This window comes from Catenulispora sp. MAP12-49, from assembly GCF_041262705.1.
In the GTDB taxonomy this organism is placed as follows: Bacteria; Actinomycetota; Actinomycetes; order Streptomycetales; family Catenulisporaceae; genus Catenulispora.
This window is the reverse complement of sequence record NZ_JBGCCP010000017.1, coordinates 148189-168089: the sequence shown is the minus strand read 5'-3', so window position 1 is coordinate 168089 and position 19901 is coordinate 148189. Positions and strand designations below refer to the sequence as shown.

19 protein-coding genes are annotated in these 19901 nt (G+C 71.4%); 12 read left to right on the top strand and 7 right to left on the bottom strand.

The window, feature by feature from the left end; all coding sequences use genetic code 11:
- The first annotated feature begins 91 nt into the window (after positions 1–91).
- Positions 92–649 carry a hypothetical protein gene (locus ABIA35_RS28305; RefSeq protein WP_370341787.1) on the top strand — a complete coding sequence of 186 codons (558 nt, stop codon included), beginning with the start codon at positions 92–94 and terminating at the stop codon, positions 647–649.
- A gap of 136 nt (positions 650–785) precedes the next feature.
- Here the strand turns inward: ABIA35_RS28305 and ABIA35_RS28300 are convergent, their stop codons facing one another.
- Both ABIA35_RS28300 and ABIA35_RS28295 read right to left on the bottom strand, forming a co-directional pair.
- A complete protein-coding gene (locus tag ABIA35_RS28300) occupies positions 786–2030 on the bottom strand; it encodes a DUF349 domain-containing protein (protein ID WP_370359893.1) in 1245 nt (414 codons plus the stop codon).
- A gap of 205 nt (positions 2031–2235) precedes the next feature.
- Positions 2236–3063 (bottom strand): peptidylprolyl isomerase, encoded by an 828-nt coding sequence (locus tag ABIA35_RS28295; protein WP_370341784.1) that lies wholly within the window; start codon positions 3061–3063, stop codon positions 2236–2238.
- 209 nt (positions 3064–3272) lie between these two features.
- On the opposite strand from ABIA35_RS28295, the gene ABIA35_RS28290 reads away from it, so the two are divergent.
- The 5 genes from ABIA35_RS28290 to ABIA35_RS28270 all read left to right on the top strand — a co-directional run bounded on the left by ABIA35_RS28290 (position 3273) and on the right by ABIA35_RS28270 (position 8459).
- The gene (locus ABIA35_RS28290; RefSeq protein WP_370359892.1) at positions 3273–3992 is read left to right on the top strand and encodes an MBL fold metallo-hydrolase; all 720 of its coding nucleotides are present in this window, start codon (positions 3273–3275) and stop codon (positions 3990–3992) included.
- A 17-nt stretch (positions 3993–4009) separates the two neighbouring features.
- Positions 4010–5272 carry a histidine--tRNA ligase gene (gene hisS / locus ABIA35_RS28285; RefSeq protein WP_370341782.1) on the top strand — a complete coding sequence of 421 codons (1263 nt, stop codon included), beginning with the start codon at positions 4010–4012 and terminating at the stop codon, positions 5270–5272.
- Entirely contained in the window at positions 5269–7074 is a 1806-nt protein-coding gene (aspS, locus tag ABIA35_RS28280) for an aspartate--tRNA ligase (protein ID WP_370359891.1), read from the top strand. The genes hisS and aspS overlap by 4 nt, the downstream gene beginning before the upstream one ends.
- A 92-nt stretch (positions 7075–7166) precedes the next feature.
- Positions 7167–7925: a hypothetical protein gene (locus ABIA35_RS28275; RefSeq protein WP_370341779.1), complete on the top strand. Its 759-nt coding sequence runs from the start codon at positions 7167–7169 to the stop codon at positions 7923–7925.
- Between the two features lie 63 nt (positions 7926–7988).
- Positions 7989–8459 (top strand): pyridoxamine 5'-phosphate oxidase family protein, encoded by a 471-nt coding sequence (locus ABIA35_RS28270; RefSeq protein WP_370359890.1) that lies wholly within the window; start codon positions 7989–7991, stop codon positions 8457–8459.
- An 81-nt stretch (positions 8460–8540) separates the two neighbouring features.
- Here ABIA35_RS28270 and ABIA35_RS28265 read toward each other — a convergent pair whose 3' ends face one another.
- Positions 8541–9212, bottom strand: coding sequence for a YitT family protein (locus ABIA35_RS28265; protein WP_370359919.1), 672 nt, complete (start codon positions 9210–9212; stop codon positions 8541–8543).
- 295 nt (positions 9213–9507) lie between these two features.
- On the opposite strand from ABIA35_RS28265, the gene ABIA35_RS28260 reads away from it, so the two are divergent.
- Together ABIA35_RS28260 and ABIA35_RS28255 are read left to right on the top strand one after the other, a co-directional pair.
- Positions 9508–11028 (top strand): PLP-dependent aminotransferase family protein, encoded by a 1521-nt coding sequence (locus tag ABIA35_RS28260; protein ID WP_370341774.1) that lies wholly within the window; start codon positions 9508–9510, stop codon positions 11026–11028.
- Positions 11029–11053: 25 nt separating this feature from the next.
- On the top strand, positions 11054–11611 hold the full coding sequence (locus ABIA35_RS28255) for a GNAT family N-acetyltransferase (RefSeq protein WP_370359889.1): 558 nt from the start codon (positions 11054–11056) through the stop codon (positions 11609–11611).
- Positions 11612–11627: 16 nt separating this feature from the next.
- Here the strand turns inward: ABIA35_RS28255 and ABIA35_RS28250 are convergent, their stop codons facing one another.
- From ABIA35_RS28250 to ABIA35_RS28235, 4 genes are all read right to left on the bottom strand, one after another.
- Positions 11628–12227: a hypothetical protein gene (locus ABIA35_RS28250; protein WP_370341772.1), complete on the bottom strand. Its 600-nt coding sequence runs from the start codon at positions 12225–12227 to the stop codon at positions 11628–11630.
- Between the two features lie 135 nt (positions 12228–12362).
- The gene (gene fetB / locus ABIA35_RS28245) at positions 12363–13124 is read right to left on the bottom strand and encodes an iron export ABC transporter permease subunit FetB (protein ID WP_370341771.1); all 762 of its coding nucleotides are present in this window, start codon (positions 13122–13124) and stop codon (positions 12363–12365) included.
- Positions 13125–13290: 166 nt separating this feature from the next.
- Positions 13291–13962 (bottom strand): ATP-binding cassette domain-containing protein, encoded by a 672-nt coding sequence (locus tag ABIA35_RS28240; RefSeq protein WP_370341770.1) that lies wholly within the window; start codon positions 13960–13962, stop codon positions 13291–13293.
- Positions 13959–14744, bottom strand: a complete 786-nt coding sequence (locus tag ABIA35_RS28235) for a GNAT family N-acetyltransferase (protein WP_370359888.1) — start codon at positions 14742–14744, stop codon at positions 13959–13961. The genes ABIA35_RS28240 and ABIA35_RS28235 overlap by 4 nt, the downstream gene beginning before the upstream one ends.
- 64 nt (positions 14745–14808) lie before the next feature.
- Between ABIA35_RS28235 and ABIA35_RS28230 the strand changes: the two genes are divergently transcribed.
- The 4 genes from ABIA35_RS28230 (at position 14809) to alaS (ending at position 19860) form a co-directional block, all read left to right on the top strand.
- Positions 14809–16200, top strand: a complete 1392-nt coding sequence (locus ABIA35_RS28230) for a replication-associated recombination protein A (RefSeq protein ID WP_370341767.1) — start codon at positions 14809–14811, stop codon at positions 16198–16200.
- 135 nt (positions 16201–16335) lie between these two features.
- Positions 16336–16761 (top strand): DUF948 domain-containing protein, encoded by a 426-nt coding sequence (locus ABIA35_RS28225; RefSeq protein ID WP_370341766.1) that lies wholly within the window; start codon positions 16336–16338, stop codon positions 16759–16761.
- A 7-nt stretch (positions 16762–16768) separates the two neighbouring features.
- Entirely contained in the window at positions 16769–17068 is a 300-nt protein-coding gene (locus ABIA35_RS28220) for a hypothetical protein (RefSeq protein ID WP_370341764.1), read from the top strand.
- 122 nt (positions 17069–17190) lie between these two features.
- Positions 17191–19860, top strand: coding sequence for an alanine--tRNA ligase (alaS, locus tag ABIA35_RS28215; protein ID WP_370341763.1), 2670 nt, complete (start codon positions 17191–17193; stop codon positions 19858–19860).
- Positions 19861–19901 lie beyond the last annotated feature (41 nt).

Genomic DNA, 19901 nt, shown 5'->3' with positions numbered 1-19901 from the left:
ATTCGCACAGGCGTTTCGGGCGATCGCAACGTTTTGGGCAAGCGCACGATTCGGTCTACAACCGGGACGCCGTGATCGCTAAGGTGTCCGGGTGCGGAGTCGAGTGCCGGCGCGGATGACGTTGTCCCCGGCGCGCAAGGGGTTGATCGCGGTGGGTGCCGCGCATCTTGTCGCGCTGCTCGGTCTGTTGGTCGCGGCTCAGTGGGATCGGGCTGCGATGTGGGTGGTGGCCGGTGGGTTCGGGGTGCTGGTCGTGGGCTTGCCGTGGATGTTGATGGCGCTGTGTGTGGACTACGTCGGGGACCCCGCCGCGTGGCGTCGCACCGTCGTGGTCGACGGGTTGGCGACCAGTGAGGGCTATACGGTTCCGCCGCATCCCGCCGACGAGAGCTACGTCCTGCACCGCGTCTATGAGTACACGACCCTGCGCGGCGAGAAGCGCCGTGCCGGAAGCCGCGCCACCTTCCCCGAGGCACCAGACGGTCGGATCCGGCTGCGCTACGACCCCCGGCGACCCAGTCGGATCTGGCCGGCGCGGGTCGCTCCCGGGACGGCCGCGGCCGGGGCCGTGATCGCCGTGCTGATGCTCACCGCGACCGCCTTCGCGTTGGCCGGGGCGATCGGCTTCGGGCATTCGACGTGGACCTAGCGCGGGTAGCCAGGCCCTGGGCCCCTTAAGGAACAACCCCTAAAGCGCGCAGAGCTTCCGCAACCACAGCACAGCCCCCAAAACCAGTCCGGGCGCCCTCCCGAAGGAAGACGCCCGGACCCCGAACCCTCAAACCTCAGCGCGTGAACTCCGCCAGCGCCTTCTCCGCCTCGGCCAGCCACTCCTGGCGAGCGGCGATCGAAGCCTCCGCGTCCGCGGCCTTCTTCTCCTGACCGGCGGCGCGGGCCTTGTCGGCCTGCACCCGGAGCTTCTCCAGCGCCGTGCGCAGCTGCTCCACCGTGGCCTCGGCGCGGGCGCGCTTCTCGGGGTCCTTGCGGGACAGCTCGGCGGCCTCGGCGTCGGCGATGGCGCGGTCGACGGTGTGCAGCCGGCCCTCGATGCGCTGGCGGGAGTCGCGGGGGACCGGGCCGATGGCCTCCCAGCGCTCGTTGAGCGAGCGCAGGGCCACCCGGGCGGCGCGGTGGTCGGTGATGGGCAGCAGCCCCTCGGCCTCGACCACCAGGATCTCCTTGGCGGCCAGGTTCTCGCGCTCGGCGCCGTTGCGCTCGTCCAGGAGCGCGTTGCGCGCGGCGAAGAAGGTGTCCTGGGCGGCCTTGAAGCGCTTCCAGAGCTCGTCCTCGACGTCGCGCTGGGCGCGCCCGGCCGTCTTCCACTCGCTCATCAGGTCGCGGAAGCGGCCGGCGGTGGGGTTCCAGTCCGTGCTGTCCTGCAGGGCCTCGGCCTCGGCGATCAGCTGCTCCTTGTGGGCGCGGATCTCCACGCGCTGGGCGTCCAGCTCGGCGAAGTGCTGCTTGCGGCGCTTGGCGAAGGCCGAGCGGGCCTGGGACAGGCGGTGCCACAGCTCGTCGTCGGTCTTGCGGTCCAGGCGCGGAGCGGCCTTCCACTCGTCCAGGAGGACCTTCATGCGGTCCCCGGCCACCCGCCACTCCGTGGAGGCCGCCAGGCGCTCGGCCTCCTCGGCCAGGGCCTGCTTGGCGCCGCGGGCCTGGGCCTGCTGCTGCTCGCGGACCGCGCGGTGCTCGGCCTTGCGCTGCTCGGCGAGCTCCACCAGGCCGTCCAGGCGGGTCAGCAGGCCGTCCAGGTCGCCCACGGCGTTGGCGCCGGAGATGGACTCGCGCAGCTTGCCGATCTTGTCCAGGGCGTCCTTCGGGGACGGCGCGGAGGGGCCGCTCTGCTTCAGGCGGTTGGCGATCAGGTCAACCTCGACCTTGAGGCCGTCGAACTTGCGCTGATAGTACGCCAGCGCCTCGTCCGGGGACCCCGCCGCCCACGAGCCGACCTGCCGCTCGCCGTCGGCGGTCCGGACGTAGACGGTGCCGTCCTCGGCGACCCGGCCCCAAGCCTCGGTTGCCTCGCCCACGATGAGCCTCCAAGTTCTGCTGGACCGGGGTGTCTGCGGACCGGTCCGCCACATACACCTGCACGGATCCGGGTCCCGGTCGTCCAGTGGGAAACAATAGCGCGGACCGTCCCGATGAGGGGACGGCCCGCGTCACGTTCCGGAATCGAACCGCTGTTCCTGCCCCGCCGTCAACCGTGGCGGGCCCTGGCGCGGATCGGCCGGGTTACTTGATGGTCACGCTCTTGATGGTGGCGTCCAGCTTCGGGTGGCCGTCTCCGGCCCCGTTGGCGTCGTCCTCGCCGCCGGCCGCGATCTTGGTGACCACGTCCATCCCGGAGGTGATCTTGCCCCACGGGGTGTAGTTCGCCGGCAGCGGGGAGTCCTTGTAGCAGATGAAGAACTGGCTGCCGTTGGTGCCGGGTCCGGCGTTGGCCATCGCGATGGTCCCGGCCGGGTAGGTGGCGCCGGTCAGGTTCTCGTCCTGGAACTGGTAGCCGGGACCGCCGCTGCCGGTGCCGCTGGGGTCGCCGCACTGCAGCACGTAGATCCCCGTGGTCACCAGGCGGTGGCACTTGGTGTTGTCGAAGTAGCCCTTGCCGGCCAGGTACTTGAACGAGTACGTGGTGTACGGCGCCTTCGTGGTCAGCGCCTCGAAGGCCAGGTCGCCCGAGCCGAAGTGGAGCGTGGCGGTGTACGGCTTGGCCGCGTCGGCCGCGTTGTAGGTCGGCACGCCGACGTCCTTGGACGCGTTGCCGGTCTTCTGGTAGCCGATCTGCTCCGGGCTGGAGCTGGTCGGCGCCGGCGAGGACGGCGAGGAGGTGTCCGACGGCGAGGACGCGCTGGTCGGCGTCGAGCTCGCGGCGCTGGTCGTCTTGTCGTTGCCGCCGGTCGCGACGGCGACGCCGACCCCTATCCCGACGACCGCCACCGCGGCCACGACCGCGGTGATCATGTTGCGCTTCTTGGCGGCCGCCTGCTGCTGGGCCAAGCGGGCCTGGACGCGCTCATACCGGGCGCGCTCGAGCTCTCGCTGACGGTCCTTGCTGGTCACCGTTTCGCCTCCGGATAGTGGGTCGGCCCGGCGGGCCGAGGTCATATCAGATCCGCTCTGTGATCGAGCTATCAGCGGGACAGTGTACGGTGCCTTCCCTAGAAAACACCTGTGAGCTTCCAATGAGTTCGCAAAGGGACCGGCGCCCCCGGTAGCCTGCGTAGGGAAATCTCCTGACCGCAATCACCGAACATAGTGTGGGGCGCAGCGTGCTAGTCGCCGGATTCCCAGCCGGAAGCCTGGGTGCGAACTGCTATCTCGTGGCGCCCGGCGCCGGTGAGCAGTGCGTGATCATCGATCCCGGCGAGGACGCCGTCCCCGGGGTCGAGGAAGTCGTCCGCGAGCACAAGCTGCAGCCGGTCGCGGTCCTGCTGACGCACGGCCACGTCGATCACACGATGAGCGTGGTCCCCGTCTGCGGCGACTACGGCGTCCCCGCCTACATCCACCCCGGCGACCGCGAGATGCTCACCGACCCGCAGACGTGGCTGGGCATCGCCCCGGGCACGCCGATCTTCGGGCGGTCCAAGTTCGTGGAGCCCTCGGACGTCAAGGAGCTCACCGACGGCGTCGTGCTGAGCCTGGCCGGTCTGGAGATCACCGTCGACCACGCCCCGGGCCATACCAAGGGCTCAGTGACGTTCCGGACTCCCGAGCTCCAGGACATCCCGCAGGTGCTCTTCACCGGGGACCTCCTGTTCGCCGGAGCAGTCGGCCGCTGGGACCTCCCCGGCGGCGACCGCGAAGAGTTGCTGGCGTCACTGGCCCGCGTCTGCCTGCCGCTGCCGGACGAGACCGTCGTCCTGTCCGGCCACGGCCCCCAGACCACGATCGGCCGCGAGCGCGCCACCAACCCCTACTTCTCCGAAGTAATCGGGCATGGTCTCACGGAAGCCGCGCCGCCGCAGATCAAACCCCGCGGCATGTAGGGACACCCACGACCATCATGAGCACCTTCAAGAACGCGCCGGGCACCTTCGACATCCTCCCGCCCGACTCGGCGGCCTACCTCGCGGTGCGCGAGGCGATGGCGGCGCCGCTGCGCGGGGCCGGCTACGGCTACGTCGAGACCCCGGCCTTCGAGTCGACCGCGATGTTCAAGCGCGGCGTCGGCGAGAGCACGGACATCGTCACCAAGGAGATGTACTCCTTCACCACCCGCGGCGGCGACGAGATCACCCTGCGCCCGGAGGGCACGGCCTCGGTGCTGCGCGCCGCGCTCCAGGCCAACCTGATCCGCGGCAGCCTGCCGGTGAAGCTGTGGTACTCCGGCTCCTTCTACCGCTACGAGAAGCAGCAGCGCGGCCGCTACCGCCACTTCTCCCAGGTCGGCGCGGAGGCCCTGGGCGCCGAGGACCCGGCGCTGGACGCCGAGCTGCTGATCATCGGCGACGACATCTACAAGGGCCTGGGCCTGACCGAGTACTCGCTGCTGCTGAACTCCCTCGGCGACCAGAAGTGCCGTCCGGTTTACCGCGAGAAGCTCCAGGAGTTCCTGCGCGGGTTGGACCTCGACGAGGAGACCCGCAAGCGCGCGGAGATCAACCCGCTGCGGGTGCTGGACGACAAGCGCGAGACGGTGCAGAAGCAGCTCACCGACGCCCCGCTGATCAGCGACAATCTCTGCGAGGAGTGCAAGGCCTACCACGACGAGGTCCGGCGCCTGCTCACCGCGGCCGGCGTGGCCTACGTCGACGACCCGAAGCTGGTCCGCGGCCTGGACTACTACACCCGCACCACCTTCGAGTTCGTGCACAGCGGCATCACCGGCTCGCCGACCGCGATCGGCGCCGGCGGCCGCTACGACGGCCTGTCCGAGGAGCTCGGCGGCCCGAACCTGCCCAGCGTCGGCTGGGCGCTGGGCGTGGACCGGACCATCCTGGCGATGCAGGCCGAGGGCCGCGAGGTGCCCGGCGGCGAGCAGCTCGGGGTGTTCGCGGTGCCGCTGGGCGACCAGGCCAGGGAGATCCTGTTCGAGCTGGTCACCGCGCTGCGCCGGGCCGGCGTCGCCGCCGACTTCGGCTACGGCAGCAAGGGGCTCAAGGCCGCGATGAAGGCCGCCGACCGTTCCGGCGCGAAGTTCGCGCTGGTGCTCGGCGAGCGGGACATCGCGGAGAACGTCATTCAAATCAAGGAACTGGCGACCGGCGAGCAGGAGTCCGTCTCCCTGGCCGACATCGTCACGACGATTCAGGAGAAGTTGAAGTGATCCGCACCCATGAGGCGGGTACGCTGCGCGCGTCCGACGCCGGTACCACCGTCACGCTGGCCGGGTGGGTCGCCCGCCGGCGCGATCACGGGGGCGTGACCTTCCTGGACCTCCGTGACGCCTCCGGGTTCGTCCAGGTCGTGGTCCGCGAGAGCGAGTCCGTGCACGACCTGCGCAACGAGTACTGCGTCGTGGCCACCGGCGAGGTGCGGGTGCGCCCCGAGGGCAACGAGAACCCGGACCTGCCGACCGGCGCGATCGAGGTCGTGGTGGACACCGTCGAGGTGCTCTCGCCGGCCGCGCCGCTGCCGTTCCCGATCGACGAGCACAAGAGCTCGAACATCAACGAGGAGATGCGGCTGAAGTACCGCTACCTCGACATCCGGCGCGAGCCGATGGCCCGGGCGCTGCGCATGCGCTCCAAGGCCACCAAGGTCATCCGGGACGTCATGGAGGAGCACGGCTTCCTCGACGTGGAGACCCCGACCCTGACCCGCTCGACCCCCGAGGGCGCGCGCGACTTCCTGGTACCGGTGCGCCTGCAGCCGGGCGCCTGGTACGCGCTGCCGCAGTCCCCGCAGCTGTTCAAGCAGCTGCTGATGGTCGCCGGCCTGGAGCGCTACTACCAGATCGCGCGCTGCTACCGGGACGAGGACTTCCGCGCCGACCGGCAGCCGGAGTTCACCCAGCTGGACATCGAGGCCTCCTTCGTCGACCAGGAGGACATCCTGAAGGTCGGCGAGGCCGTGGTGGCCGCGGTGTGGAAGGAGACGCTCGGCGTCGAGGTCCCGCTGCCGCTGCCGCGCATGAAGTACCACGAGGCGATGGACCGCTTCGGCTCGGACAAGCCGGACCTGCGCTTCGGCCAGGAGCTCACCGAGCTGACCGAGTACTTCGCCGGCACCGAGTTCCGGGTGTTCCAGGCGCCCTACGTCGGCGCCGTGGTGATGCCGGGAGGCGCGTCCCAGACCCGCAAGGAGCTGGACGCCTGGCAGGACTGGGCCAAGGCGCGCGGCGCCAAGGGCCTGGCCTACGTGGTCATCGACGCCGAGAGCGGCGAGCTGCGCGGCCCGGTGGCCAAGAACCTGTCCGAGGCGCACCTGGCGGGCCTGGCCGACAAGGTCGGCGCCAAGCCCGGCGACGCGGTGTTCTTCGCCGCCGGCAAGCGCACCGCCTCCCAGGAGCTGCTCGGCGCGGCCCGGCTGGAGATCGGCAAGCGCGGCGAGCTGATCGACGAGAGCGCCTGGAAGTTCCTGTGGGTCGTGGACTTCCCGATGTTCGAGCCGATCGAGGACGCCTCCGGCGTGCAGACCGGCTGGCACGCGGTGCACCACCCGTTCACCGCGCCCACCGCGGAGAGCCTGGACAGCTTCGACAAGGACCCCGGCTCGGCCCTGTCCAACGCCTACGACATCGTGCTCAACGGCACCGAGCTGGGCGGCGGGTCGATCCGTATCCACCGCAAGGACGTGCAGGAGCGCGCGTTCGACGCGATCGGGCTGTCGCACGAAGAGGCGCAGTCGCAGTTCGGCTTCCTGCTGGAGGCCTTCAACTACGGCCCGCCGCCGCACGGCGGGATCGCGTTCGGCCTGGACCGCCTGGTCGCGCTGCTGACCGGCGCGGACACCATCCGCGACGTGATGGCCTTCCCGAAGACCGCCACCGGCGGCGACCCGCTGACCGGCGCGCCGACGCCGATCACGGCGGCGCAGCGCAAGGAGGCCGGCGTGGACGCGGTGTACGAGCCCAAGGGCGGCCAGGACAAGCAGGACAAGAAGGACGCGGCCGCGGCCAAGGCCTGATCCGCGAAGCCTTGAAACGGGTCCGAGGGCGGGCCGGGAGTGATCCCGGCCCGCCCTTGTCGTGCGTCGCCGAACCCTGATTGACTGGTGGCATGGCTGCTGTGACCGGAGTTCTGGCCGACTACGCAGGCGGGGAAGCCTCGGAGAGCGACGTGGTGCGCGCACTGCTCGCCCACGACGGCTGGTACGCCCCGATGATGTGGCTCGACGAGGTGTTCCCGGACCGCAGGGTCTACGACAGCATGATCCCGGCGCCGGCCCTCGGCCAGGCCCCGGCCCCCGGCGACCTGTGGCTGTTCACCGGCGCCGCCGAGGTGGACGCCGCGATCCAGGCCGGCGCGGCCTTCGCCGCGGCCGGCGGTCCCGTGCGGGGCGTGGAGCTGTTCGGCGCGCTGAGCCGGAACGTGTCGGAGGTCCGAGTGAACCCCGCCGGGCCGACCGTGCACGGATGGTCGGTGGGCATCGACGACGCCGTGCTGGACTTCCTGGCGCGCTGGATCGGTGCGCTGGAGATCGAGACCGCGCTGAACGACAGCACCGAGGACCTCGGTCCGCGCCTGGCGGCCTTCGAGCACTACGTCGTCCCCGTCGACGACACCGGCCGGCCCCGCGTCGTCGCGCTGCCGAAGCCGCCGGGCAACTACGTCATGGCGTTCACCGCGCCGGACCTGTACATCGCGCACCAGCAGCGCGATCCCGGGGTGACCGGCGCCGCGGACATGACCGCCGCGACGCTGTTCGGGCTGGCGGACTACGACGGCGTGGACGGAGTGGTCCTGGACATGCAGGAGTCCGACTCCTTCGTCCTGCCGCGGGACCTCTGCGACGCGGTGCTGAAGCTGATCGCATAGTCAGGGCCGATCGCATAGTCAGGGCCGATCGCATAGTCAGGGCCGGCTGCCTATCGTGGCCGCATGACTGATCCCGCTCGTGCGCACGTCCTCCCGGACCCGGCCACCGAATACGGCCGGACCGTCCGCCGCCGCCTGGCCCAGGAGGAGATCGTCTGGCTGGTCACCGTCAACGCCGCGGGTGTTCCGCAACCGAACCCGGTGTGGTTCCTGTGGACCCCGGACGAGGACGACGAATGGGGCGACGGCAGTTTCCTGATCTACCACTCCGACACCGCGGCCCGGCTCCGCTCCATGACGGAGCGGCCGACGGTGGCGCTGCACTTCGACGGCGGCGTGCACGACCTGGAGGTCGCGGTCTTCACCGGCGACGTCGAGATCCTGGACGGGCATCCGCCGATCGGCGAGGTCCCGGAGTTCGTGGCGAAGTACACAGACCGGGCCGCGAAGTACTTCGGCAAGACGGTCGCCGAGGCCATGGAGAAGTACACGGTGGCGACGCGGATCCGCCCGAGCAAGGCCCGAGGGTTCTGAGCGGGGCTCGGAGACGATAAGCAGGCCGGAGCGCGTCCTCCAAGGCCCCACCAAGGAAGACGCGCTCCGGAGTCTGGCTATTCAGCAGTTCTCTGACACGAGCTGTCCGGCATTCACCCGGCGTGGCTTCTCAGCACGGGCCGCCTGCGCCGCCGTGTCCTGCTCTGCCGCGTCCTGCTCTGCCATGCCCTTCTTCGGCCGGATCGCCAGCAGCGGGATGAACCGGTGCGCCAGCGGCCCGATCAGCAGCGCGTAGGCCGCGGTCCCGATGCCCACCGTGCCGCCCAGGAGCCAGCCGGCGGACAGCACCGTGATCTCCATCGAGGTGCGGACCAGGCGGATCGAGTGGCCCCGGGCCGCGTAGCCGGTCATCACGCCGTCGCGCGGGCCGGGGCCCATGCCGGCCCCGATGTAGGCGCCGGTCGCCACGCCGTTCAGCACGATCCCGGCGAGCATCTCGCCCCAGCGCAGCCACCAGGCGTGCGGCGTCGGCATCCAGGCCATCGCGCCGTCCATCGCCAGGCCGACCACGACCACGTTGCTGAGCGTGCCGAAGCCGGGCTTCTGCCGGATCGGGATCCAGGCCAGCATCACCACCGCGCCGACCAGGATCACCGTCGTGCCGACCGGCAGTCCGATGTGCTCGGCCAGACCCTGGTGGAAGACGTCCCAGGGGTTCGCGCCGAGCCCGGACATCAGGATCATGCCGTCGCTGATGCCGTACAGGACCAGCCCGAGCTGGAGCTGGAGCATGCGGCGCGCTCGGCGGTCGCGGGGAATCGACAGCGCGGAGCTCAGCGCGGCGAGCCGGGCCAGCGCGGCGCGGGCCAGGTCCGCCACCGGCAGCGGTTCGGCGATCCGGTCCTCGTGCCGTCCGAGCATCGCGCGCTCGGCCTGGTCACCGGCCACGGGGGCGGTGAGGGTGGCGCGTTCCGCGGACGCCGTGCTGGTCATGTTGGCCTCCTGTGAGGATTGCCCTTGCGGGCCACTTCCATCAGGATGGAGGTCAAGTGGCCCGCTCATACAGGGCCAATCGAAGGAGGGTGGCATGGCTGCTCCGATGGAGCTGGTGACGACCGACCGCACGGTGGGCAGCACCCGCCTGGCCCGGCTGATCCGCGAGGTCGCGCATCTGGGCGGCGCCGGCGTCCCGGCCGCCGAGTCCGACCGCCGCCCGGCCTACCGCGCGCTGGCGCACAGCGTCCGGGGCCTGATCCTGGACGGCCGGATCGCGCTGCGTACGCGGGTCCCCGCCGAGCGGGACCTGGCCGCCGCCCTGGGGATGAGCCGGACCACCGTCACCGCCGCCTACGACCTGCTGCGCGAGGACGGCTTCCTGGAGAGCCGGCGCGGCTCGGGCACCTGGACCACGCTGCCGCCGGGGGCCGGGCCCCAGGTCTCCGGCGGCTGGCTGCTGCCCAGCCAGCCCGGCGCCGCGGATGTGGCCATCGACCTGTCCTGCGCCTCCTTCGGCATGCCCGGCGAGCTGATGGCCGAGGTGCTGGCCGAGGTCACGCCGACCATCTCGGCGCTGACCGCGGACACCGGCTACTACCACGCCGGCTGGCCGGAGCTGCGCGAGCTGATCGCCGAGCGCTACGTCCGGCGCGGGCTGCCGACCACGCCGGACCAGATCGTCATCACCTCCGGGGCGCAGCACGGCAACGTGCTGGCGCTGGGCCTGCTGTGCGGGCCGGGGGACCGGGTCGTGGTGGAGAGCCCGACCTACCCGAACAGCGTGGAGGCCATGCGGCGGGCCCGGCTGCGGCCGGTGCCGGTGCCGGTCGGCGAGGACGGCATCGAGTCCGACGTGCTGGCCGCGCAGCTGCGCCAGACCGCGCCGCGGGTGGCGTACCTGATCCCGGACTTCCAGAACCCCACCGGCACGCTGATGTCGCCCGAGCGCCGGGCCCAGGCGGCCGAGGCGGCGCGGGCCGCCGGCACCTGGATCGTCAACGACGAGACCGTCGCGGACATGGCCCTGGACGTCCCGGCCCCGGTGCCGTTCCCGGCCTCGGTCTCGCGCGCGGCGGCCGAGCAGGTGATCAGCGTCGGCTCGATGTCCAAGAGCCACTGGGGCGGTCTGCGGATCGGCTGGATCCGGACCACCCCGCGGATGGCCACCGAACTGGCCGGCCAGCGGGTGGCGATGGACATGGCGGGCTCGGTGCTGGACCAGATCATCGCCGCCGCCCTGCTGCGCCGCGGCGAGGGCATCGTCGAGGAGCGCCGGGCGCGGCTGCGGCGGCAGCGGGCCGCGCTGGAGGCGGCGCTGGCGGCGGAGCTGCCGGACTGGACGTGGCGCCGGCCGCCGGGCGGCCTGTCGCTGTGGGTCGACATGGGCGAACCGTCGTCCACGGAGCTGGCGGACCGGGCCGCGGCCTTCGGCGTGCGGCTGGTCGGCGGGCCGCAGTTCGGCGTGGACCCCGGGACGTTCGAGCACCGGGTGCGGATCCCGTACACGCTGCCCGAGGAGACGCTGCGCGACGCGGTGCGCAGGCTGGCTGCGGCGTTCCGCTGCGAGACCGCCCTGCCGCCGGTACCGGAGGAAAACCGTTGGGTGGCGTGACGACCGGTCGGCGATGATCGGCTGCGTGGACCCCTACCTCGAGACCGACCGCCTGCTGCTGCGCCGCTTCACCGCGGAGGACGCCGACCTGCTGATCGAGCTGGACAGCGATCCCGCGGTGATGCGGTATCTCACCGGGGGCAAGCCGACGCCGGCGCAGGACGTCCGCGACCGGATCCTGCCGCGGATCCTCGCGGGTCTGGAGAAGTGGGAGTACAAGCTCGGCATGCTCGCCGCGCACGAGAAGGACGGCGGCGCCTTCGTCGGCTGGTTCATCCTGCGGCCCGGGGCCGAGGGGCCGCTGGACGAGGTCGAACTCGGGTACCGGCTGCGGCGGGCCGCATGGGGCAGGGGCTATGCCACCGAGGGGTCGCAGGCGTTGCTGCGCAAGGCGTTCACCGAACTCGGGGTGCACCTCGTCTGGGCCGAGACGATGTTCGTGAACCGCGGTTCACGCAACGTGATGGAGAAGCTGGGGATGACCCACGTGAACACGTATTTCCCCGAGCTGGAGCCGATCGAGGGCTCCGAACTCGGGGAGGTCCGCTACGAGCTGACGGCGCGGGAGTGGGCCCGGCCGTAGCAGTCGGTGCTCCGGCTTACTGCTGCCCGCCGCTGGCGGCGCCGGCGGGCACCGAGATGGTCCCGGTGAAGACGTCGAAGTACATCGCGGCGGCCACCCCCAGCCCGATGACGCCGAGCACCAGCGCGCCCCAGGTCACGACCCGGACCCAGACCGGCGGCTGCTCCTTGGCGGCGAACGCGCCGAGGAACAGCGTGGCGGCGGCGATGACGACGGCCGCGATCGCGAAGCCCATGCTGACGAACGCCTGCTTGTGCCACACGTCGGTGTAGCGCTGCTTGATGATGGCGTCCGCGGCGGAGTTCGCGGTGTTGATCTGCCCGATCAGGGACTGGCGCTGCGACAGGACGTCGCCGAGCCAGTTCCCGCCGAGCGAGGTGATGGCCAGGCCCGCGGCGGCGACCGCGGCGGCGCCGGCGGCGATGACGCCCCCGGAGCCGGGCTTGGCGTCGTAGGCCGGGAGGGCGTCCGCGCCCTCGACGAGTTCGTCGTCCTCGACGAGCTCGGGCACGATCTCGTCGGACGGCTCGGTCTCGGCGAGGAGTACGGTTTCCGCGTCGTCGGCCTCGACGGCCTCCACGCGGTCGGTGCTGTCGGTGCTGCTAGACGTAGTCATGGGAGTGGAGCTTAGGCATAGCAGCCTGAGAGAGCGATTAACGGACGGCCGCAATTGAGGGTCGAAGAGGGTTTATGGTCTCGCCCCGCACCGCCTCCAGGCGCCCTGAGCTGGTATTTCGGCCTTCTGTCCGGACTACCGCAATTGCTGTGCGGGGGTGAACAACATCCGCTGCCCGAGCTCCGCCGACGCCAGCGCGGCGGTCACCGCGGCGGCCAGCAGCATGTACATCACCACGATCTGGTACCGGATCGCCACCTCCGGTGACACCCCGGCCAGGATCAGACCGGTCATCGCCCCCGGCAGACTGATCAGCCCGACCACCTTCGTGGAGTCCAGCGTCGGGATCAGCGCGGTGCGCAGCAGCTCCCTGCGATGCGGCGCGAAGGCGGCCGCGGCGCTGAGCCCCAGCGACAGCCGCGCCTCGATCGCCGCCCGCTGCCCGCGCGCCTCGGCGACCATCCGCGCCAGCGTCACGCCGGTGGCCGCCATCGACCCGCTGACCACCATCCCGCCGACCGGCACCACCACGCGCGGCGTCGTCTGGATCACCCCGAACGCCATCAGCACGCCCATCGTCACGGCGGCGGCGATCGCCACGGCCGCGGTGGCGACGTACCGCGAGTGCCGCAGCCCCTTGCCCCGCCGCCCGGCCACCTGCCCGGCGATGAGCACCATGACCGCGAGCCACCCGAAGCCGCCCAGCAGACCGGCGTGGTTGAACAGGTACAACAGCACCGCGCCGACCAGGAACAACTGGATCCCCGCCCGCACCGCCGCGACGACGACCTCGCGCGCCAGCCCGAGCCGCTGGCGCCAGGCGATGAGCACGGCGACGCCGACGAGGCTGATCGAGAGGGCGACGCCGGTCCATTCGGGGACTGCGGGGCTGCTCATGGGGCGAGTGTAGGGGGTGGGTCGGACAGGGGCGGGCGCCGGTGGGTGTGCCGGAGTGCGGCGAGGAGCCGGTCGGTGTGTCGGAGAGCGGCGGGCGATTGGTCGCCGTGCCGCACAGCGGCGGTTGGCGGTCGGCATTTTGCGGCGCGCGGGTCCGGCTCCGCCCCTAGCCGCCCTCGCTCACATAAGCCACTTCCGCGACCGGTCCGCTCTCCACCAGCCGCCCCTTGCGCAGCACCAGGGCGTCGTCGGCCATCTTCCGCACCTGCGCCGCCCGGTGGCTCACCAGGATCGCCGTCAGCCCGTCGCCGAGCAGCCCGCACAGAGTGTCCTCCACCGCGGCCGCGGCCTCCGGGTCCAGGGCCGAGGTCGGCTCGTCGAGCAGCAGCACCTGCGGCCCGACCGCCAGCGTGCGTGCCAGGCACACGCGCTGGCCCTCGCCGCCGGACAGGCCCTGGGTGGGCCGGTCGTAGAAGTCCTCGCCGAGCCCCACGCGCCTGAGCAGCTCCAGTGCCTGTTCGTCGGTCAGCTCGGGCGCTCCGACGCGGAGCTCCTCCGGGACCGACTCCGTCACCAGCACCGGCCGCTGGCCGACCAGGCCCACGCGCCGCCGGAGCGCGAGCACGTCCAGCGAGTCCAGCGGGGCGCCGTCCAGCAGGATCGTGCCCTCGCTCGGGTCGTCGAGGCGGTTGAACAGGCGCAGCAGCGTCGACTTGCCCGCGCCGCTGGGGCCGACCAGGGCCGTGCAGCGTCCCGGCGCGATCGTCGCGGTGACCCGGTCGATGATCAGCGCGTCCTCGCGGCGGACCGAGACCTCGCGCAGGTCGAAGCGGCTCACGCCGCGAGCCTGCCGCTCTTCATCTGGTGCGTCGTGCGGTAGCCGAGGCGCGCGTACATGCGGCGGGCCGGCTCGTTCGGGTGCCAGTGCCCCAGGGCGCAGAAGCCGTCGCCGTTCGCCAGCGAGCGGCGGGTCAGCCAGGAGGACACCGCCGTGCCGAGGCCCTGGCCGCGAGCTGCCGGGGCCGTGCCTATCGACGCCAGATATCCGTTGCCGCCGTCGCGCCGGCAGTACGCGCCGCAGGCCAGCAGCGCGCCGTCGGCGTCGCGCACCACGCCCCAGGCGTCGATCGCCTCCCAGCCCGGCTTGGCGGAGTGCGAGGGGTTCGCCAGTTTCAGGAACTCGCCGATCTCGGCGTCGGCGGACGCCGACGGCAGCAGTTCGGCGACCCGCTCCTCGCCGGGGAGCACCGCGAGCTCCACGCCCCACGCCGGGTCGAAGGCCATGAAGTCCCACTGGTCCAGCTCCGAGGCGGCCAGGGAGCCCAGGTCCGTCTCCCGCGGCACGCTGAAGCCGTGCGGCGGACGCGGCAGCTCGGCCAGCGCGCGGCGCAGCAGCGTCAGGGAGGTGTCCGGGGTCCCGATCACGGTCAGCCAGTCGACCAGGTCCGGGCCCTCCTTCGAACCGCCGAAGGCGAAGCCGCCGTCGGCCGCGAGCCAGGCCACGCCCTGGTCGGCCAGTGACTCCTCCGGGGCGGCGTCCGAGCGGAGCAGGTAGTCCCGGCCCGCGGCGGCGAACAGATCGTCGGTCGATTCCGCGCGCCGTATCACTGGTTCGGTCATCACTTCCCTCATGACGATCATTGTGGCGGACGGGGCTGTCAGTCCGGGGCGCTAAGGTCGTGACGTGGAGCAGCTGGACTTGTTCGAGGAGGCGGGCGCCGAGAAGGCCAGGATCGCGGCCCCGCTCGCGGTGCGCATGCGCCCGCGGGTCCTGGACGAGATCGTCGGGCAGAAGCACCTGCTGCGCTCCGGCTCCCCGCTGTGGCGGCTGGTCAAGGCCGGGGACGGGGTCACCGTCCCCTCCTCCATCCTGCTCTGGGGCCCGCCCGGCACCGGCAAGACCACCCTGGCCTACGTGCTGGCCAACGCCACCGAGCGCACCTTCGCCGAGCTGTCCGCGATCAACGCCGGGGTCAAGGAGGTCCGGGCCGTCGTCGAGCGGGCCAAGCGCGAACTGGGCATGTACGGCCGCGAGACGCTCCTGTTCCTCGACGAGATCCACCGCTTCTCCAAGGCGCAGCAGGACTCCCTGCTGCCGGCCGTGGAGAACCGCTGGGTCACCCTGGTCGCCGCGACCACCGAGAACCCACACTTCTCGGTCATCTCCCCGCTGCTGTCCCGCTCGCTGCTGCTGACCCTGCAGCCGCTGACCGAGGACGACGTCCGCGAGGTCATCCATCGCGCGCTGGAGGACGAGCGCGGCCTGGCCGGCAAGGTCACGCTCCCGGCGGACTCCGAGGAGCACCTGCTGCGCATCGCCGGCGGCGACGCCCGCCGTGCCCTCACCGCGCTGGAAGCAGGCGCGGCCGGCGCGCTGGCGGCGGCGAAGGGCGAGGGCCCCGCCGCGCTCGAGCTCGACATCCTGGAGCAGGCCGTCGACCGCGCCGCGGTCCGCTACGACCGGGACGGCGACCAGCACTACGACGTCGCCAGCGCCTTCATCAAGTCGGTCCGCGGCAGCGATGTGGACGCGGCCCTGCACTATCTGGCGCGCATGGTCGACGCCGGCGAGGACCCGCGCTTCATCGCCCGGCGCCTGGTGATCTCGGCCAGCGAGGACATCGGCATGGCCGATCCGAGCTCGCTGCAGATGGCGGTGGCCGCGATGCAGGCGGTCTCCTTCATCGGCTGGCCCGAGGCGCAGATCACGCTGGCGCACGCGGTGATCCATCTGGCCCTGGCCCCGAAGTCCAATTCCGCGGTCAAGGCCATCGGCGCGGCGCTGGGGGATGTGCACAAGGGTCTGGCCGGCCCGGTGCCGCCGCATCTGCGTGACGCTCATTACTCCGGCGCCCAGTCCCTGGGCCACGGCCAGGGCTACGTCTACGCCCACGACGTCCCCGGCGGCGTGGCCGCGCAGCAGTACGCCCCGGACGCCGTGAAGGACCGCCGCTACTACGAGCCCACCAGGCACGGCGCGGAGGCCCGCTACTCCGACGTCTACGACCGTGTCAGGGCCATGCTCGGTGGCGTAGACGCTCGTACGGACGATGCTGTAGGCCCCGACGGCTCCTGACACACCGATGCCGTAACCGCGCCGAGCCCCGTGCCTGATACCCCAGGCCGCGCGGTAGGGTGCTGTGCTCATACGCAATGTCTTGCTCATACAGAGCGCGTCTTCAAATTTCGATAACAACTCAGGGAGTCCCTGGTGTCCGCTGGCGCGATTGTCGGACTGGTGTTCGCGATCTTCTTCGCGATCGGAGTGTGCTTCTTTGCCTTCGTTCTGGTCCGCGTGGCCGAGGTGCTGAAGGAGACGACCAAGCTCGTCGCCGGGATCACCCAGGAGACCGTCCCGCTGCTGAACGAGATCACCGACACCGTCAAGAACGGCAACGCCCAGCTGGTCAAGGTCGACGCCATCACCGACAACGTCGAGACGATGTCCAAGAACGTCTCCGGACTGGTCTCCACCGCCACCTCGGCGATCGGCGGACCGCTGGTGAAGGTGGCCTCCTTCAGTTATGGGGTGCGCGCGGCCATCACCTCGCGCAAGAATGAGGATGTGGCCAAGCGCGTCAAGGCCGAGCTGAAGGCGGACCGCAAGGCCCGTCGCGCCGACAAGAAGAAGGGATGACGGTCTGATGTTCACGGGAACTGTGCGCCGCCTCTTCTGGGTGTCCATGGGCGCGACCGCGGGTGTGCTGGTCTTCCGCAAGGTCACCGCGACCGCCAAGGAGCTGACCCCCGCGGGCCTCGCGGACCGGGTCTCGGTCTCCGGCGGCGGTCTGCTGGACTCGGTCAAGGAGTTCTTCGAGGACGTGCGCGAGCGGGCGCACGACCGCGAGGAGGAGTTGAACGTCGCGCTGGGCATCGACGTGCCGCCGGCGTCGGACCGTGACCCGGAAGGTGACGGTTTCTCCAAGAAGGCGCGAGCTACCTAGGGCCGGTCGACCGCCCTTCCCGGCCGACCAGGCCCACCCCGACGCCCCGTCACCACTCGCGGCGCCAGGGTCCTCATCCGAACCCCGACGCGCGCCGCATTTCCTAGAAGGCTGACAAGCTCATGGAATCCGCGGAGATCCACCGCCGCTGGCTCGACTTCTTCCAGAAGAAGGGCCACACGGTCGTCCCGTCGGCGTCGCTCATCTCGAACGACCCGACCACCTTGCTCACCATCGCGGGCATGGCCCCGTTCAAGCCGTACTTCCTCGGTGAGCAGCCGCCGCCCTGGCCGCGCGCGACCTCGGTCCAGAAGTGCGTGCGCACGCTGGACATCGAGGAGGTCGGCAAGACCACCCGGCACGGCTCGTTCTTCCAGATGTGCGGCAACTTCTCCTTCGGCGACTACTTCAAGGAGACCGCCATCCCGATGGCGTGGGAGCTGTGCACCACGCCGGTCTCCGAGGGCGGCTTCGGCCTGGACCCGGACAAGATCTGGGTCACCGTCTACCTCGACGACGACGAGGCGGAGGAGATCTGGAAGAAGGCGGGCTTCCCGGCCGAGCGCATCCAGCGGCTGGGCATGAAGGAGAACTACTGGTCGATGGGCGTGCCCGGGCCCTGCGGCCCGTGCTCGGAGCTCTTCTACGACCGGGGCCCGGAGTTCGGCGAGGCCGGCGGCCCCGCGGTGAACGACGAGCGCTACATGGAGTTCTGGAACCTGGTCTTCATGCAGTTCGAGCGCGGCGCGGGCGGCGACAAGGGCGGCTTCCCGATCCTGGGCGAGCTCCCGTCGAAGTCCATCGACACCGGCCTCGGGCTGGAGCGCCTGGCGACGATCCTGCAGGGCGTCAACAACCTGTACGAGATCGACACCTCGCGCGCGATCCTGGACAAGGCGGCGTCCATCGCGGGCGTCGAGTACGGCGCGGAGACCAAGACCGACGTCTCGCTGCGCGTGGTCACCGACCATGTGAAGACCGCGACGATGATGATCGGCGACGGCATCACCCCCGGCAACGAGGGCCGCGGCTACGTGCTGCGCCGCCTGATGCGCCGCGCGATCCGCAACATGCGCCTGCTCGGCGCGCACGGCGCGACCATAAAGGATCTCGTCGAGACCACCATCGGCGCGATGGGCCAGGCCTACCCCGAGCTGATCGCGGACTCCTCGCGCATCGTCGCGGTCGCGGTGGCCGAGGAGACCTCGTTCCTGCAGACGCTGCGCACCGGTTCGGCGATGTTCGAGACCGTCGCGGACGAGGCGAAGAAGTCCGGCGGCACGGTCTTCTCCGGCGACCAGGCGTTCAAGCTGCACGACACCTTCGGCTTCCCGATCGACCTGACCCTGGAGATGGCCTCCGAGGCGGGCCTGACGGTCGACGAGGACGGTTTCCGCCGTCTGATGAAGGAGCAGCGGGACCAGGCGAAGGCGGACGCGCGGGCGAAGAAGACCGGCCACGCGGACATGTCCGCGTACCGGGAGCTGCTCGACGCGGCGGGCCCGTCGGCGTTCACCGGCTACCACGAGGTCTCCTCCGAGGGCCTGCTGAAGGCGATGCTGGTCAACGGCCAGGTCGGCAGCTCGGCGCAGCCCGGCGACGAGGTGGAGCTGGTCCTGGACCGCACCCCCTTCTACGCGGAGGGCGGCGGCCAGCTCGCCGACCACGGCCTGATCCGGCTCGGCAACGGAGCGCTGGCCGAGGTCGTGGACGTGCAAAAGCCCGTCGGCGACCTGATCGCGCACCGCGCGATCGTCCGCGACGGCGAGGTGCTGCTGGGCACCGAGGCGTGGGGCGAGGTGGACACCGCGCGGCGCGCGGCGATCTCCCGCGCGCACACCGCGACACACATGGTTCACAAGGCGTTCCGCGAGCTGCTCGGCGAGACCGCGACCCAGGCGGGCTCGGAGAACTCGCCCGGCCGCTTCCGCTTCGACTTCGCCTCCCCGGGCGCGGTGCCGCACTCGGTGCTGGCGGACGTCGAGCAGCGTGTCAACGAGCTGCTGATCGACGACCTCACGGTCACGGCGCAGGTGATGAGCCAGCCCGAAGCCAAGGCGATGGGCGCGATGGCGCTGTTCGGCGAGAAGTACGGCGACCGGGTCCGGGTGGTCTCGGTCGGCGAGTGGGCGCACGAGCTGTGCGGCGGCACGCACGTGGACAACACCGGCCGCCTGGGCCTGGTGAAGCTGCTGAGCGAGTCCTCGATCGGCTCCGGCGTGCGGCGCGTGGAGGCGCTGGTCGGCACCGACGCGTACCACTTCCTGGCGCGCGAGCACGTCCTGGTGGCGCAGCTCGCCGAGGTCGTGAAGGCGCGGCCGGAGGAGCTGGTCGAGCGGGTCGGCGGCATCATGACCAAGCTGCGCGACGCGGAGAAGGAGATCTCCGCGCTCAAGGCCGGCCAGCTGCTGCGGATCGCGGGCTCGCTCGCGGACGGCGCGACCGACGTGCACGGTGTCGCGGTGGTCACGCACCAGGCGCCGGACGGCGCGTCCGCGGACGACCTGCGCAAGCTGGTGCTGGACGTGCGCGGCCGGCTCGGCACGCGCCCGGCGGTGGTCGCGGTCGCGGCCGCGGCGGGGGAGCGCCCGGTGGTGGTCATCGCGACCAACGAGGGCTCGCGGGCCTTGAGCCTGAAGGCGGGCGAGCTGGTGCGCTCGGCGGCCAAGACGCTCGGCGGCGGCGGGGGCGGCAAGGACGACGTCGCGCAGGGCGGCGGCACCGACGTGACCGCGATCCCGGCGGCGCTGGAGGGCGTCGGCCGCGCGGTGGCGGAGAAGGTGGCGGCGTAAGGCGCGCTGAGGCACACACAGGCGCACACCGGCGCGCAGAG

Bases quoted from the DNA above. Each gene is read 5' to 3' on its own strand.
- ABIA35_RS28265 (WP_370359919.1), bottom strand. From the start codon at position 9,212: ATGCTCCAGCTCCAGCTCGGGCTGGTCCTGTACGGCATCAGCGACGGC.
- hisS (WP_370341782.1), top strand. From the start codon at position 4,010: ATGAGCACCTTCAAGAACGCGCCGGGCACCTTCGACATCCTCCCGCCC.
- ABIA35_RS28260 (WP_370341774.1), top strand. From the start codon at position 9,508: ATGGCTGCTCCGATGGAGCTGGTGACGACCGACCGCACGGTGGGCAGC.
- ABIA35_RS28250 (WP_370341772.1), bottom strand. From the start codon at position 12,227: ATGACTACGTCTAGCAGCACCGACAGCACCGACCGCGTGGAGGCCGTC.
- alaS (WP_370341763.1), top strand. From the start codon at position 17,191: ATGGAATCCGCGGAGATCCACCGCCGCTGGCTCGACTTCTTCCAGAAG.
- ABIA35_RS28235 (WP_370359888.1), bottom strand. From the start codon at position 14,744: ATGACCGAACCAGTGATACGGCGCGCGGAATCGACCGACGATCTGTTC.
- ABIA35_RS28275 (WP_370341779.1), top strand. From the start codon at position 7,167: ATGGCTGCTGTGACCGGAGTTCTGGCCGACTACGCAGGCGGGGAAGCC.
- ABIA35_RS28220 (WP_370341764.1), top strand. From the start codon at position 16,769: ATGTTCACGGGAACTGTGCGCCGCCTCTTCTGGGTGTCCATGGGCGCG.
- fetB (WP_370341771.1), bottom strand. From the start codon at position 13,124: ATGAGCAGCCCCGCAGTCCCCGAATGGACCGGCGTCGCCCTCTCGATC.
- ABIA35_RS28270 (WP_370359890.1), top strand. From the start codon at position 7,989: ATGACTGATCCCGCTCGTGCGCACGTCCTCCCGGACCCGGCCACCGAA.